Source organism: Planococcus sp. APC 3906 (assembly GCF_030407685.1).
GTDB classification, from domain to species: Bacteria; Bacillota; Bacilli; order Bacillales_A; family Planococcaceae; genus Planococcus; species Planococcus koreensis.
Genome location: NZ_JASDCW010000023.1, coordinates 45,772 through 59,883, shown reverse-complemented (window position 1 = coordinate 59,883; position 14,112 = coordinate 45,772). Strand labels below are relative to the sequence as shown.

General features: G+C 46.1%; 11 protein-coding genes. 5 read left to right on the top strand and 6 right to left on the bottom strand.

Annotated elements, in window-relative coordinates:
* Positions 1 to 291: 291 nt before the first annotated feature.
* The 6 genes from gyrA to dnaA form a co-directional block, all read right to left on the bottom strand.
* Complete coding sequence (gyrA, locus tag QMA09_RS13120; RefSeq protein ID WP_290213426.1) at positions 292 to 2,871, bottom strand: DNA gyrase subunit A; 2,580 nt, start codon at positions 2,869 to 2,871, stop codon at positions 292 to 294.
* A 33-nt stretch (positions 2,872 to 2,904) separates the two neighbouring features.
* A complete protein-coding gene (gyrB, locus tag QMA09_RS13115) occupies positions 2,905 to 4,833 on the bottom strand; it encodes a DNA topoisomerase (ATP-hydrolyzing) subunit B (RefSeq protein ID WP_135500494.1) in 1,929 nt (642 codons plus the stop codon).
* Positions 4,834 to 5,099: 266 nt separating this feature from the next.
* Positions 5,100 to 6,212: a DNA replication/repair protein RecF gene (gene recF, locus QMA09_RS13110; RefSeq protein ID WP_290213425.1), complete on the bottom strand. Its 1,113-nt coding sequence runs from the start codon at positions 6,210 to 6,212 to the stop codon at positions 5,100 to 5,102.
* The gene (gene yaaA, locus QMA09_RS13105) at positions 6,202 to 6,441 is read right to left on the bottom strand and encodes a S4 domain-containing protein YaaA (protein WP_135500496.1); all 240 of its coding nucleotides are present in this window, start codon (positions 6,439 to 6,441) and stop codon (positions 6,202 to 6,204) included. The genes recF and yaaA overlap by 11 nt, the downstream gene beginning before the upstream one ends.
* A 107-nt stretch (positions 6,442 to 6,548) precedes the next feature.
* Positions 6,549 to 7,685, bottom strand: coding sequence for a DNA polymerase III subunit beta (dnaN, locus tag QMA09_RS13100; RefSeq protein WP_135500497.1), 1,137 nt, complete (start codon positions 7,683 to 7,685; stop codon positions 6,549 to 6,551).
* A 172-nt stretch (positions 7,686 to 7,857) separates the two neighbouring features.
* Positions 7,858 to 9,204, bottom strand: coding sequence for a chromosomal replication initiator protein DnaA (gene dnaA, locus QMA09_RS13095; protein ID WP_183736484.1), 1,347 nt, complete (start codon positions 9,202 to 9,204; stop codon positions 7,858 to 7,860).
* Positions 9,205 to 10,204: 1,000 nt separating this feature from the next.
* Here dnaA and rpmH point away from each other — a divergent pair.
* From rpmH to mnmE, 5 genes are all read left to right on the top strand, one after another.
* The gene (rpmH, locus tag QMA09_RS13090) at positions 10,205 to 10,342 is read left to right on the top strand and encodes a 50S ribosomal protein L34 (protein WP_033544046.1); all 138 of its coding nucleotides are present in this window, start codon (positions 10,205 to 10,207) and stop codon (positions 10,340 to 10,342) included.
* A gap of 82 nt (positions 10,343 to 10,424) precedes the next feature.
* Entirely contained in the window at positions 10,425 to 10,766 is a 342-nt protein-coding gene (rnpA, locus tag QMA09_RS13085; protein WP_290213424.1) for a ribonuclease P protein component, read from the top strand.
* A gap of 61 nt (positions 10,767 to 10,827) precedes the next feature.
* The gene (yidC, locus tag QMA09_RS13080; protein ID WP_290213423.1) at positions 10,828 to 11,679 is read left to right on the top strand and encodes a membrane protein insertase YidC; all 852 of its coding nucleotides are present in this window, start codon (positions 10,828 to 10,830) and stop codon (positions 11,677 to 11,679) included.
* Positions 11,676 to 12,419, top strand: coding sequence for an RNA-binding cell elongation regulator Jag/EloR (gene jag / locus QMA09_RS13075; RefSeq protein WP_290213422.1), 744 nt, complete (start codon positions 11,676 to 11,678; stop codon positions 12,417 to 12,419). Before yidC ends, jag begins: the two co-directional genes overlap by 4 nt.
* Positions 12,420 to 12,719: 300 nt before the next feature.
* The gene (gene mnmE / locus QMA09_RS13070) at positions 12,720 to 14,105 is read left to right on the top strand and encodes a tRNA uridine-5-carboxymethylaminomethyl(34) synthesis GTPase MnmE (protein ID WP_290213421.1); all 1,386 of its coding nucleotides are present in this window, start codon (positions 12,720 to 12,722) and stop codon (positions 14,103 to 14,105) included.
* Positions 14,106 to 14,112: the final 7 nt, after the last annotated feature.

Below are 14,112 nucleotides of genomic sequence, written 5' to 3'. Positions count from 1 at the left end.
CGAAGCTGATCAGTAATTTTTGCGCGGGCCGTTTTGCGCGGCCGTTGCGTGTTGTTGACGTTTTGCTGTTCAGTTTTCAAGGTTCATGTTTTTGTGCCGCGCTCATTGGCGACTTGATAAATATACCACGCTCATTCAATCGCGTCAACACTTTCTGAGAAAAAATCTTCATTCAGTAAATTCTTTTTCGCTAAGGAAACTTTTCAGAATTTCGCGTCAGCTTGAACTCCAAAAAACGCGCCAGAATTTCGGCAAAATAAAAACCCGCTGATCGCTCAGCGGGCTTGAAGATTACTCGTCGTCTTCTGTTGTTTCTTCTACATCATCGATTGTTTCATTAGCCACTGCTTCATCTTCTGCGTAGACGTCTGCTCCAGCACTTTCTTCAATAAGTGCTTCATCCATCTCCGCTTCCATTTCTTCAGCGTCTTCCGGAATTTCGATATCTTTCTTCACGCGGGCCACGGTTGCCACCGTCTCATCTTCTGACAGACGGATCAAGCGGACGCCTTGCGTGCTTCTTCCAGTCGTAGAAATATCATTGACGTCCATGCGGATCAGGATGCCTTTGATCGTGATCAGCATGATGTCTTCAGTTCCATTAACTGTTCGCACCGCGACAAGCGGTCCGTTCTTGTCAGTGATCTGGCACGTCCGGATCCCCATACCGCCCCTTGACTGCACGCGGTACTCGGATTCTTTCGTCTGCTTGCCATAACCCTTTTCAGTGATAACAAGAATATTGTCTCCCGGCTCAAGGATTTCCATGCCGACGACACTGTCGCCTTCACGCAGACGGATGCCTCGCACGCCGCTTGCTGTCCGGCCCATGCTGCGGATGTCCGTTTCCGGGAAACGGATCAATGCGCCATCACGCGTTCCGATCACCATCTCCTGGTTGCCGTCCGTCAGCTTCACGGAAATCAATTCATCTTCTTCACGCAGGCTGATCGCTATCAAGCCGTTCTGGCGGATATTGGCATAATTAGAAACCGGTGTCCGCTTGCTGACGCCATCGCGTGTTGTAAAGAAGAAGAAATCATCGTCCTTGAATTCTTCGACACGGATTACCGCTGTCACTTTCTCGTCTTTGCTGATTTCCAGCAAATTGACTAAAGGCAAGCCTTTCGCAGTCCGTCCATATTCAGGAATCTGATAGCCTTTCTTGCGATACACTTTCCCTTTGCTCGTAAAGAACAGGATTGTATCATGCGTTGACGTATATAGAAGGTGTTCAACGAAATCATCGTCGTTCGTACCCATTCCTTGTACGCCGCGCCCTCCGCGTTTCTGGCTGCGGTACGTATTCGCTGGCAGGCGTTTAACGTAGCCATTATGCGTCAATGTAATAACAGACGCCTCTCTCGGAATCAAGTCTTCATCTTCGAACATTTCAGCGCCGCCTGTCGTAATTTCTGTTCTGCGGTCATCGCTGAAACGTTCTTTCACTTCAGTCAATTCTTCACGGATGATTTCAAGGATGCGGTATTCATTCGCCAAAATCTCACGAAGCTCATCAATCAGCTTAATAAGCGCTTGATATTCTTCTTCGATTTTGTCTCGCTCCAGGCCAGTCAAACGCTGCAGACGCATATCCAAAATAGCTTGGGACTGGCGTTCCGATAAATTGAAATCGTTCATCAAGCCGTTGCGGGCTTCTTCCGCCGTCTGGGAACCACGGATCAATGCGATGATCGCATCGATATGGTCAAGCGCAATACGCAGGCCTTCCAAAATGTGTGCCCGGTCTTCCGCTTTCGTCAAATCGAATTGCGTACGGCGGCGAATCACCACTTTTTGGTGTTCTAAGTAATGGTAGAGAACTTCTTTCAATCCAAGAACTTTTGGATGGCCGTCGACCAATGCAAGCATATTGATGCCGAAGCTTGTCTGCATCGCCGTTTGTTTATAGAGGTTATTCAATAATACGCTGGCACTTGCATCGCGGCGGACTTCGATGACAATCCGCATGCCGTTGCGGTCGGATTCATCGCGAAGATCGGTGATGCCGTCAATTTTCTTGTCGCGCACAAGCTCCGCAATTTTTTCAATCAAACGGGCTTTATTGACCTGATAAGGAAGTTCGTGCACCAGAATGACTTCTTTGCCATTCGGTTTTGTTTCGATTTCAACAACAGAACGGATCAGAACAGACCCTTTACCAGTTTCATAAGCGCGGCGGATGCCGCTCCGCCCAAGGATAATCCCGCCTGTCGGGAAATCAGGGCCTGGCAGGAATTCCATCAATTCTTCTGTGCTAATCGCCGAGTTTTCAGCCAATGCTAAAACTGCGTCAATCGTTTCGCCCAAATGATGGGGTGGAATGTTCGTTGCCATTCCTACTGCAATCCCTGACGTACCGTTAACCAGCAAGTTCGGGAATCGGCTAGGCAAGACAATCGGTTCTTTTTCCTGGCCGTCATAGTTTTCTTTGTAATCAATCGTGTTTTTGTTCAGATCGCGCAGCATTTCCATGGCGATTTTCGACATTCTGGATTCGGTGTAACGCATTGCAGCTGCTGCATCGCCATCAACCGAACCGAAGTTGCCGTGACCGTCAACGAGCATATAACGGTAGCTGAAATCCTGTGCCATCCGGACCATCGTTTCGTAAACCGCGCTGTCACCGTGTGGATGGTATTTACCAATTACATCCCCGACGATACGCGCTGATTTTTTATAGGCTTTATCTGAAGTGATTCCTAAATCATGCATCGCATAAAGGATGCGGCGATGAACAGGCTTCAGCCCATCGCGTACATCCGGCAAGGCACGGGAAACGATAACACTCATTGCATAATCCAAAAAGGATGTACGCATCTCCGTGCTTATATTTATTTCTTCAACACCACTGCTTGGCCGTTCAGCCATAACCGCAGCCTCCTCTCAACTACTCGATCCAAATTAAATATCCAAGTTTTTAACGTAACGTGCGTTTTCCTCAATGAAGTTCCGGCGCGGTTCCACGTCGTCACCCATCAGGATGTGGAAAGTTTCATCCGCGGTCATGGCGTCGTTCAGCGTAACTTGCAGCAATGTCCGTACATCCGGGTCCATTGTGGTATCCCATAATTGTGTAGCGTTCATCTCGCCGAGCCCTTTATAGCGCTGGATATTCGGTTTAGGCGTACTCGGCAGTTTGCCAAGCGCTTCTTTCAGCTGTGCATCGGTGTATACATAATCCACATGCTTGCCTTGCTTGATCTGGAACAATGGCGGCTGGGCAATGTAGATATAGCCTGCTTCAATCAATGGGCGCATGTAACGGAAAAAGAATGTCAGCAGCAATGTGCGGATATGGGCGCCGTCGACGTCAGCATCGGTCATGATGACGACTTTGTGGTAGCGCGCTTTTTCCAAGTTGAACTCTTCTCCGATTCCTGTGCCAAGCGCCGTAATGATGTTGCGGATCTCCGCATTCGACAAGATTTTGTCGAGACGCGCTTTTTCAACGTTCAGGATTTTACCGCGCAGCGGCAAAATTGCCTGGAAATGGCGGTCACGGCCCGATTTGGCCGAACCTCCGGCAGAATCACCCTCAACAATGTAAATTTCACTGACTTTCGGATCGCGTGAAGAACAATCCGCCAATTTGCCGGGCAGGCTCGATACTTCGAGAACCGACTTGCGGCGTGTGAATTCACGGGCTTTTTTGGCAGCCATTCGGGCGTGGGAAGCCATGATCCCTTTTTCAACAATCTTGCGTGAAATGGATGGATTTTCCAAAAGGAAACGTTCAAAACCTGCTGAGAATAAATTATTGACGATAGGGCTTACTTCGGTGTTGCCGAGTTTCGTCTTGGTTTGGCCTTCAAACTGCGGATCCGGATGCTTGACGGAAATAATCGCAGTCAACCCTTCCCTAACGTCGTCGCCTGTCAGGTTCGGATCTTGTTCTTTCAACATGCCGTTTTTGCGTGCGTAATCATTGATGACGCGCGTCAAGGCCGTTTTAAAGCCGGATTCATGCGTCCCGCCTTCATGTGTATTGATATTATTGGCAAATGAGAAAATATTGGCTGCATAGCCCGCATTGTATTGCATTGCGACCTCGACAGTAATGCCATCTTTTTCAGACTCGACAAAAATCGCTTCCTCGTAAAGAGGATCTTTGGATTTATTGAGATGTTCGACGTAAGATTTGATGCCGCCTTCGAAGTGGTAGATTTTCTCTTTTTCTTCGCCTTCGCGTTCATCACTGGCCACAATTCTCAACCCGCGGTTCAAGTACGCAAGTTCGCGCAGACGATGGTCCAGGATATCAAATTCATAAACCGTCGTTTCCTTGAAGATATCGGAATCCGCTTTAAAACGGATCGTCGTGCCTGTATTTTCAGCGTCGCCGATGACGTGCAATTCTTCAGTCACCGCTCCGCGTTCAAATTTAATGTAATGGCGTTTGCCGTCCCGGTTCACATAAACTTCTGTAACTTCGGACAAAGCATTGACCACTGATGCGCCAACGCCGTGCAAACCGCCGGAAACTTTATAGCCTCCGCCGCCGAATTTACCGCCGGCGTGGAGTACAGTCATAATGACTTCGACAGCTGGGCGCCCCATTTTTTCCTGCATGCCGACTGGAATTCCGCGTCCGTTATCAACGACGCGAATCCAATTGTCGGATTCGATCGTGACTTGGATTTCATCACAATAGCCTGCAAGCGCCTCATCGATGCTGTTATCAACAATTTCCCAAACCAAGTGGTGAAGCCCTTTCGCACTTGTAGAACCAATATACATTCCGGGTCTTTTGCGGACAGCTTCCAAGCCTTCAAGAACTTGGATTTGACTAGCTTCATAAGATGGTTGAAGATTTTTTTCTTCCATTGCCATTCCCGTTCACCTGCTCTTCCTTACTGCATTCTTTTTTGCACTTTTTTTGCTAATGGCCCAATGTCCATGAGTTGTTTAATAATGGCCTGCGCCTTTAAGGGCGATCCATAAATGAAATCATCCGTGATTACGAATGATTTCACTTTATCTATCGGTACGAGCAGCCGCGTAAAAGCGGACGGCGCATAATTTGGGGTTGAAATGACGGCGATAATCCCGCTGGCCTGAATGGTCTGCTCGGTGCTTATTGAGACATAAATGGGAAATCACTCCTTGACTTCGCCTTTCACAACTTCAAAAAGGCGCGCATTTTGAATGGTTTCGTGCTGTATCCCTTCCACGCTGGTCGTAGTGACAAACGTCTGGACCGAGCCATGAATCGTATTCAATAAATGCGATTGCCTGTAATCATCCAATTCCGATAGCACATCATCCAGCAACAGCACAGGTGCTTCTCCGACTTCCTGTTTGATCAATTCGATCTCAGCCAGTTTCAGCGATAAAGCCGTTGTTCGCTGCTGGCCTTGAGAACCGTAAGTCTGAATATCGTAGCCATTGACGAAAAATTGAAGATCATCGCGGTGTGGGCCAATAAGCGTCACTCCCCGCTCAATTTCCCGTTTCCTTGACTCTATAAGTTTTTGCTCTAAAAAAGACGCCATTTCTTCGGGCGTCCACTCAGGCTTTAGTCCACTGATCGGCTGATAGCGGATTTGAAGTTGTTCCAGCCCCCGGGAAATCCCGGAATGGATCGGTTCAGCCCATTTTTGCAACAGCTCCATAAACTGGTAGCGTTTGCGGATGATTTTCACCGCTGCTTCGATAAACTGTTCTGTATAAACGTCGAACATGACATCATTGATTGTCTGTTTTCCGTAATGCTGCTTAAGTATATGATTGCGCTGTTTTAAAAGTTTTTGGTACATCAATAAATCATGCAAATAAACCGGAGAAATCTGGCCGATTTCCATATCGATAAAGCGCCTGCGCACTTGCGGACTGCCTTTTACGAGATGAAGATCTTCGGGCGCAAACATGACCACATTCAATTGCCCGATATAATCGCTAAGACGCCGTTGTTCAAGATGGTTGACTTTCGCTTTTTTGCCTTTTTTCGACAAGATGATTTCAAGAGGCAATTTACCGTATTTACGGTGCACATCACCCTTTATTTTACCATATTCAGATTCCCAGCGTATCAATTCTTTATCATTAGCCGTCCGATGTGATTTTGCCATTGACAATACATACAGAGATTCCATGATATTGGTCTTCCCTTGTGCATTCTCTCCTATAAAAACATTGATGCCCGGCGAAAATGTCAGTTCAAGCTTTTCGTAGTTCCGATAATTCGAAAGCTCGAGATGCTCAATCCACATCGAAGCTCAAGCCTTCAGCTACCACAATACGAAACTCCCCGACTTCTGGGATCGATACGGTATCTTCCGGACGGAGTTTTTTGCCTCTGCGATTTTCAGCTTCGCCATTGACGAAAACTTCATGTTCGCTTAGGAACCATTTCGCCATTCCTCCTGAACTGATCGTGTCAGTCATCTTAAGTAATTGGCCAAGTGTAATAAATTCTGTCTCAATACCGATTTCTTTCAAAATGCACTCATCCTTCGCTTCGTAGTCTATCCCTCTATTTTACCCTATTTAGGGTAAAAAGTAAAAAGGATAGCCGTATAGGCTATCCTCGAGGGTCTTTTTGTTTTTTAATACGTTCGGACAGGAAGAATCAACTGTAAAATCGAATCGTCCAAAGCCGACTTCAAAATGAATGGGCGCATAGGTCCTGTGAATTGAATCAGCACGTCTTGGCCATCAATTGCTTTAAGAGCGTCCATCATGAATTTCGCGCTGAACGAAATTTTCAAATCTTCGCCTTCAATGCTTTGTGCTTGAAGCTGCTCTTCAACTTTCCCGACTTCCGGTGAATTAGAAGAAACTTCGATTTCATTGCCTGAATTTGTCGAGAAACGCACCACATTATTGCGTTCTTCACGTGCCAATAATGACGCACGGTCAATAGCCTGCAGCAAAGAACGTCCATTGACTGTCACTTCCGTTTTGTATTCAGCAGGAATCAAGCGGGATGTATCCGGATAATTGCCTTCCAGCAAACGGGAGAAAAATAGGATGTGCTTTGTTTTGAACAAAACCTGCTGGTTGGTCATGACGATTTCAACCGGATCGGAATTGTCATCCAAAATTTTGTTCAGTTCGTTCAAGCTCTTGCCTGGGATAACTACGCTGTATTCATCTTCCGGCAAAGTTTCCAATTTCGTCTTACGGCGCGCCAAACGGTGGCTGTCAGTTGCGACACAAACCAATTCCCCGTCTTTCACTTCCCAATGAACGCCAGTCAAAACAGGTCGAGTTTCAGAACTTGATACTGCAAAGATCGTTTCGCGGTTGATTGTTTTCAAAAGATCTGCCGGGATTGAGAATAAACGGTCATCCTGGATTTCAGGAAGCTGTGGATAATCCATCGCATCCAGTCCAATTAAATGGAATTCCGATTTCCCTGAACGAATATGCGTCTGGAAGTTCCCCGTAATTTCGATTTCAACATCGTTTGTCGGCAATTTGCGGATAATTTCCCCGAATACTTTTGCCTGAAGGACAATGCTTCCTCCTTGGGATACGCGGATGATCTGTTCTCCATCTTCTTCAGCCGGGATGAATGTCTGGATTGTGATATCTGAATCACTTCCTGTCAATCTCATTCCTTCAGAAGAAACGTCCATTTTAATACCAGTCAAAATTGGAATCGTTGTTTTTGAACTGACTGCTTTCATTACATCGTTTAAACCTTCGACTAACCGTTCACGCATTATCTCGAATTTCATTCTCGAACCTCGCTTATATATATATTTTATTTAATGCTTTTAAAGTAATAATAGTAGTAGGGCCTGTGAATATGTGGATAAGCCCAAAATTCCGAATCACAGCAGGTTATCCACATGTAGATAGGCTGTGTACAAACCCGTTGGGCATTTTGTGGGTTATCCACAAGCTATTTCACCCTTTGCCGAGCGTACTCCGAATATCTTTGACTTCTTGCTGGAGCTGCTGGTTGTCTTTCAGCATCCTCGAAATCTTCTCGTGGGCATGGATGACCGTCGTATGGTCCCGCCCTCCGAATTCTTCCCCAATTTTAGGCAGCGAAAAATCCGTCATTTCCCGGGATAAATACATCGCAACTTGGCGCGGATAGGCAATGTCCTTTGTCCGGCGCTTGGTCTTGAAATCTTCTAATTTCACATTATATTGATCGCCTACAGCATGCTGAATGTCTAAAATCGTGATCACTTTCGGTTTTGAGTTCGGCATGATGTCTTTTAAGGCTTCAGCGGCCAGTTCAGCGCTCATATCACGGTTGATCAGCGAAGAATATGCCACCACCCGGATCAGAGCCCCTTCAAGTTCACGAATATTCGAATCGATTGAATTGGCGATATACGTCATGACGTCATTCGGAATATCCAGGCCGTCCGCTTTCGCTTTTTTGCGCAGAATCGCAATGCGCGTTTCAAGGTCCGGCGGCGTGATATCGGTGATAAGGCCCCATTCAAAGCGTGATCTCAAGCGATCTTCCAGCGTTGGAATCTCTTTTGGCGGCCGGTCGCTGGAGATGATAATCTGTTTGGATTCTTCGTGCAGCGTATTGAATGTATGGAAGAATTCTTCTTGCGTCTGCTCTTTTCCAGCCAAAAACTGAATATCATCAATCAATAAAATGTCGACGCTGCGGTATTTATTGCGGAAATCGACGGTTTGGTTGTCGCGGATCGAGTTGATGAACTCATTGGTGAATTTTTCCGAAGACAAATAAACCACCTTGGCGTTCGGGTTGTGTTCAAGGACATAATGTCCGATTGCGTGCATTAAATGTGTCTTGCCAAGTCCAACTCCACCGTAGATAAACAACGGATTATACGCTTTAGCTGGCGCTTCGGCGACCGCTAGCGAGGCAGCATGGGCAAAACGGTTGCCGGACCCGATTACAAACGTATCGAATGTATATTTCGGGTTCAACATCCCAGGAAGAAATTCCTGCAGCTCATTCTGGCCAGGCTTTACACGTGGGGCTGGTAGTTGAAAATCATCCATATCCTGATTTTTGGGCACAACAAACTTTATCAGCAGATCATCGCCCGTCAAATCTGAAAGGATTCCAGTAATTAAATGCACGTAATGGTTTTCCAACCAATCACGTGCAAACGAATTTGGCGCTGATATTGTGACTGTATCGCTCTGATAAGACAAAAGTTTGGTTGACTTTAACCACGTTTCAAAACTGGGTTTGGAGATTTTTGTTTCAACTTGGGCTAAGACACTTGACCATATTTCGTCTAAGTGTTCCAATAGCGTTTCTCCTTTATATGTAAATATTTTTTTAGTATACCATACACAAAATCACAGCCTGTGGATAACACTTGCAAACAGACCGTTTATTAACTGTCCACACCTTACCCACAGTTTGTGGATAAGTTTTTTGGACGAAAAATTATCAACAAGTGAAAACAAGTTAATGTTATCAAAATAATTGAGACATTACAAGCGATTAATTAAGTTATCCACATTACAATTATTACACACAAAAATTCTATCCACAGGGGGTTTGTATGTGAGGAAGTTGTAGATAAGGGGTGTGGATAAAATAGTTTACCAAAAAAACGGCGCACAGGGAAATATAATTTTTCTGGAGGGTATGTGGATAACTTTATGGTGAGAGAAAGAGGGAAGAAGGAAACTTTCGGAGTCGTTTTTCATTTCGCTTCAGGCGGACGCTTTCCGCGGGGTGGGCATGGAGCCTCCTCAGCCCGCTTCGCATGCTTGCGGGGTCTCCATTGACCCACTTATCCCGCAGGAGTCGCCGCCTTGCGCTTCATTCAAAGTTAGTTCTTAGCAGATGATCACTTTTTATCAAAGAAAATGAAAGATGCACTCTCTATACTAACTGCTGATTTATGAAGGAAATAATTGTGTCATAGTTCTTTTGTTAAATGCTTATCCAGTGAAGGCGCGCCCAAGGGCTGGGCAAGGAAATGGCTAAATGGAATTAGGATTATTTCCTTTGCTTCGAAGCTAGCGCAGCGATGCAGAGACAGAAACAGAAACAATCGTCTTTGCTCAGCCTAAAGCGGCCGAAGCGTTGTTATAAGGTTTCTTTTTTGCTTCCACTTTTATAAGAGAGTAGATCCTGGAGTTATTAGGGAGGGAGTAAAACTATTTCATTTCCTTAGTCAGGAATTGGACAATGGCTTCTTTTTCAATAAGACATTGACATTTGATGCACAGCGACTATATAATAGTCAAGACTGTCTTTGAGAAATAGTTAACTTATATTCAGGAGGTGTCACCAATGACATTACGCACATACCAACCAAATAAACGTAAACACAGCAAAGTACACGGCTTCAGAGCACGTATGAGCACAAAAAACGGACGTAGAGTAATCGCAGCACGCCGTCGTAAAGGAAGAAAAGTACTATCAGCTTAAGTCCACTGACCGCATCAGTGGTCTTTTTTTTCTTTTCTGCCGATTTTTCAGCAGAAATGAACCACAATAAGCAGGTGAAAAAATGAATAAGCACCAACGGATCAAGAAGAATAAAGAATTTCAGCGGATTTTCAAAAAAGGGAAATCTTTCGCAAATCGCCAGTTTATCGTCTATGTATTGAAAAACGATCAGCCGGAGTTTCGCCTGGGATTGTCCGTCAGCAAAAAAGTGGGGAACGCAGTTACGCGGAACCGCATCAAGCGTTTTATACGGCAGGCATTTCTTGAAAATCAAACCCTTTTGATGCAGAACGCTGATTATGTCATCATCGCGCGGCCACAATCGGCCGATTTGGATTATCATGAAAGCAAAAAGAGCCTGGAGCATGTGCTGAAAATCGCGCGCGCTTTGCCAAAGAACTAGAAAACACCGCAAATGGAATGTTATTATAGAAGCAACTGAAAAGTAGTTTGGGGGAACAAGCTTGAATAAACGCATCGTACTGCTTATTTCACTGATAGCGGTTTCATTGCTGCTAGCCGGTTGTACTGAGTTCGAACAGCCGATCAGTGCCGACAGCGAAGGATTTTGGAACAAGTTTATCGTTTGGCCGCTGGTTTCAGCGATAACGTATTTTAAAGATCTGCTTGGAACGTACGGATTGGGAATTATTGCTGTAACCATCATCATCCGGGTGGCTTTATTGCCGCTGATGGTCAAACAGACGCGCAGCTCGAAGCGCATGCAGGAACTTCAGCCGGAGTTGGCGAAACTAAAAGAAAAGTACAAATCGAAAGATGCGGTAACGCAGCAGAAATACCAGCAGGAAATGATGGCGATGTTTTCAGAGCGCGGCGTCAATCCAATGGCTGGCTGCTTGCCGGTGTTGGTCCAGATGCCGGTATTGATCGGCTTCTACCACGCGATCAGCCGGATGAACAATACGCCGACAATCGATTTGGGCTCGTTCTTGATTTTCCCGCTCGCTGAACCAAGTATCATTTTGGCAATCATTGCCGGATTGATGCAGTTTGTGGTTCTGTTGACGGGGCCGGCGATGGACAATCCGCAGATGAAAATCATGATGTATTTCATGCCGATCATGATTATTGGATTTGGTATCATCTTGCCATCTGCATTGACATTGTATTGGGTAATCGGGAATATTATTTCCCTTATTCAGAACTTGGTCATTTATCGTCCGTGGGAAAAGAAAAAGAAAGTTGCTTCGGCGGCTGTTGAGCTTGAAAAGCAACCTGCAGGCAAAAAGCAGACGAAACAAGTGAAACAAACGAAACAGCCTGTTAAAACGAAAGCAGGAGGGGCTAAAAAGTGAAACAGATTACGCAAACGGGTCTTACTGTTGAAAACGCGATATCTGCAGCATTGGAAAAACTCCAAGTAACTCGTGAAGAAGTCACAGTTCATGTAATTCAAACCGAAAAAAAGGGATTTTTAGGCTTCGGATCAAAGCAAGCTGAAGTTCAAGTGACTGTAAACGAATCGGTGCCTGCTGAAAATCCTCCAGCAATGGAGGAAGAAGAGGCAGCAGCTGAGGTTGTTTTCAGTGAACCGAAAGAAATTTTAGAGGAATTGGTGGAAGAAGCGACCGGCGAGTTGAACGAGCGGGCGATTGAAGAAACCAAAGCGTACATCCAATCGATTTCAAAAGGCATGAACATCGAAGACCTGAAAATCACGCATAAGCGAAAAGGCAAGCAAGTCAATTTCTATCTGGAAAGTGAAAAAGTGGCGATGTTGATTGGAAAGCGCGGCAATACGCTGAATTCCCTTCAGCAATTAGCACAGCTTGTCGCCAATAAGCATTCGGACCAATTCATGATCGTTGAGCTTGATGCTGAGAATTACCGGGAGCGGCGCCAGGAAACATTGGAGCAGCTGGCTGATCGGATGGCTGATAAAGCGATCCGCACAGGCGGCCGCGTCCAATTTGAGCCGATGCCTTCCTATGAACGGAAAGTGATTCACCAGGCGCTGTCAAGGCGGCTTGATATCGATACGTATTCAGAAGGAAAAGAACCGAACCGCTATCTGGTCATTGAACCTCTAAGATAAGGAATAGCAAAAGAGCCGCCGGGAATTTCCTGGCGGCTCTTTTGATGTGACAGAAAAAGGGTGAAAAGAAAAGAAACGAAGCGCTCAGCCTTTCGGAATAAGGCCATTTATGCTAATGTAATATGTTAGAAAGTCACGGGCAATTATCGGTTGTCCACATGTGGACAACTTTTGATAAGCGGCAATAAATCCCGGGCTAGAGAACCCTTGGGGATAATTTTCAGTTTGTGCATGTTAGGGCTTTGCTGTGTTGCAAATGCTGTTTGCGTTTTTTTTCGATACTAAGGAGGATACAATTACATGGAATTCGATACAATAGCCGCGATCTCTACGCCAAGCGGTGAAGGGGCCATAGCAATCGTTCGATTGAGCGGACCGGAAGCGATTGGAATTGCGGATCGCATATTCCGGGCGCCAAGCGGCAAAAGTTTGGCTTCACAAGCCACCCATACGATCCATTATGGCCATCTGGGCGATCCGTGGACAGAGGAAATCGTGGAAGAAGTCATGGTATCGTTCATGAAAGGCCCAAAAACGTTTACTCGCGAAGATGTCATCGAAATCAATTGCCACGGCGGCATTGTTTCAGTCAATCGCGTGCTGTCACTCGTTTTGCGGGCAGGCGCGCGCTTGGCGGAGCCAGGGGAATTCACGAAGCGTGCATTCCTCAACGGGCGCATCGATTTGTCGCAAGCGGAAGCGGTGATGGATTTGATTCGTGCCAAAACGGACCGGGCAATGGACGTGGCGCTCAACCAGATGGAAGGGCGCTTGTCGAAACTGATTGGCACCTTGCGCCAGGCGCTGCTGGAATCGATCGCTCAAATGGAAGTGAACATCGATTATCCGGAATACGATGACGTGGAAGAAATGACGCGCCCAATTATGCTGGAAAAAGCGAAATGGGTGCGTGCCGAAATCGACAAGCTGCTCCAGACCTCGTCGCAAGGTAAAATTCTGAGAGAAGGTCTTTCTACAGTCATTGTCGGCCGCCCGAATGTTGGAAAATCGTCACTGCTGAATAGCCTTGTGCAGGAAAACAAAGCAATTGTCACAGAAATAGCGGGCACAACCCGTGATATAATAGAGGAATATGTCAATGTCCGTGGAGTGCCGCTGCGTTTGGTGGACACTGCCGGAATCCGGGAAACCGAGGACATCGTTGAACGCATCGGCGTCGAACGCTCCCGCAAAGTGCTGAAAGAAGCGGATCTCATCCTTTATGTACTCAATTATTCGGAGGCATTGACGCCCGAAGATGTGTTGTTATTTGAAGCGGTGAAAGGCATGGATTATATTGTCGTCATCAACAAGACCGATTTGCCGCAGAAAATCGATTTGGCTGAAGTGCAAAAGCTCGCTGGCGACAAACAGCTGATCACCACTTCTTTAATAGAAGAAGAAGGCATCGACCAGCTGGAAGAAGCCATTGCAAAACTGTTTTTTGAAGGATCGATCGAATCAGGGGATATGACGTACGTTTCCAATGCACGCCATATTGCGTTGCTCCACCAAGCGCACGCAACCATTTCAGATGCCATTGAGGCGGCCGAAATGGACGTTCCGGTGGACATGATCCAAATTGATGTTACGCGAACGTGGGAACTTTTGGGGGAAATCATCGGCGATACCGCAGATGATGGATTATTGAACCAATTGTTCTCGCAGTTCTGTCTAGGGAAATAAAACTCGA

Coding starts and splice junctions, on each gene's coding strand:
- gyrA (WP_290213426.1), bottom strand. CDS start 2,871: ATGGCTGAACGGCCAAGCAGTGGTGTTGAAGAAATAAATATAAGCACG.
- gyrB (WP_135500494.1), bottom strand. CDS start 4,833: ATGGCAATGGAAGAAAAAAATCTTCAACCATCTTATGAAGCTAGTCAA.
- recF (WP_290213425.1), bottom strand. CDS start 6,212: ATGTGGATTGAGCATCTCGAGCTTTCGAATTATCGGAACTACGAAAAG.
- dnaN (WP_135500497.1), bottom strand. CDS start 7,685: ATGAAATTCGAGATAATGCGTGAACGGTTAGTCGAAGGTTTAAACGAT.
- rpmH (WP_033544046.1), top strand. CDS start 10,205: ATGACATTACGCACATACCAACCAAATAAACGTAAACACAGCAAAGTA.
- rnpA (WP_290213424.1), top strand. CDS start 10,425: ATGAATAAGCACCAACGGATCAAGAAGAATAAAGAATTTCAGCGGATT.
- mnmE (WP_290213421.1), top strand. CDS start 12,720: ATGGAATTCGATACAATAGCCGCGATCTCTACGCCAAGCGGTGAAGGG.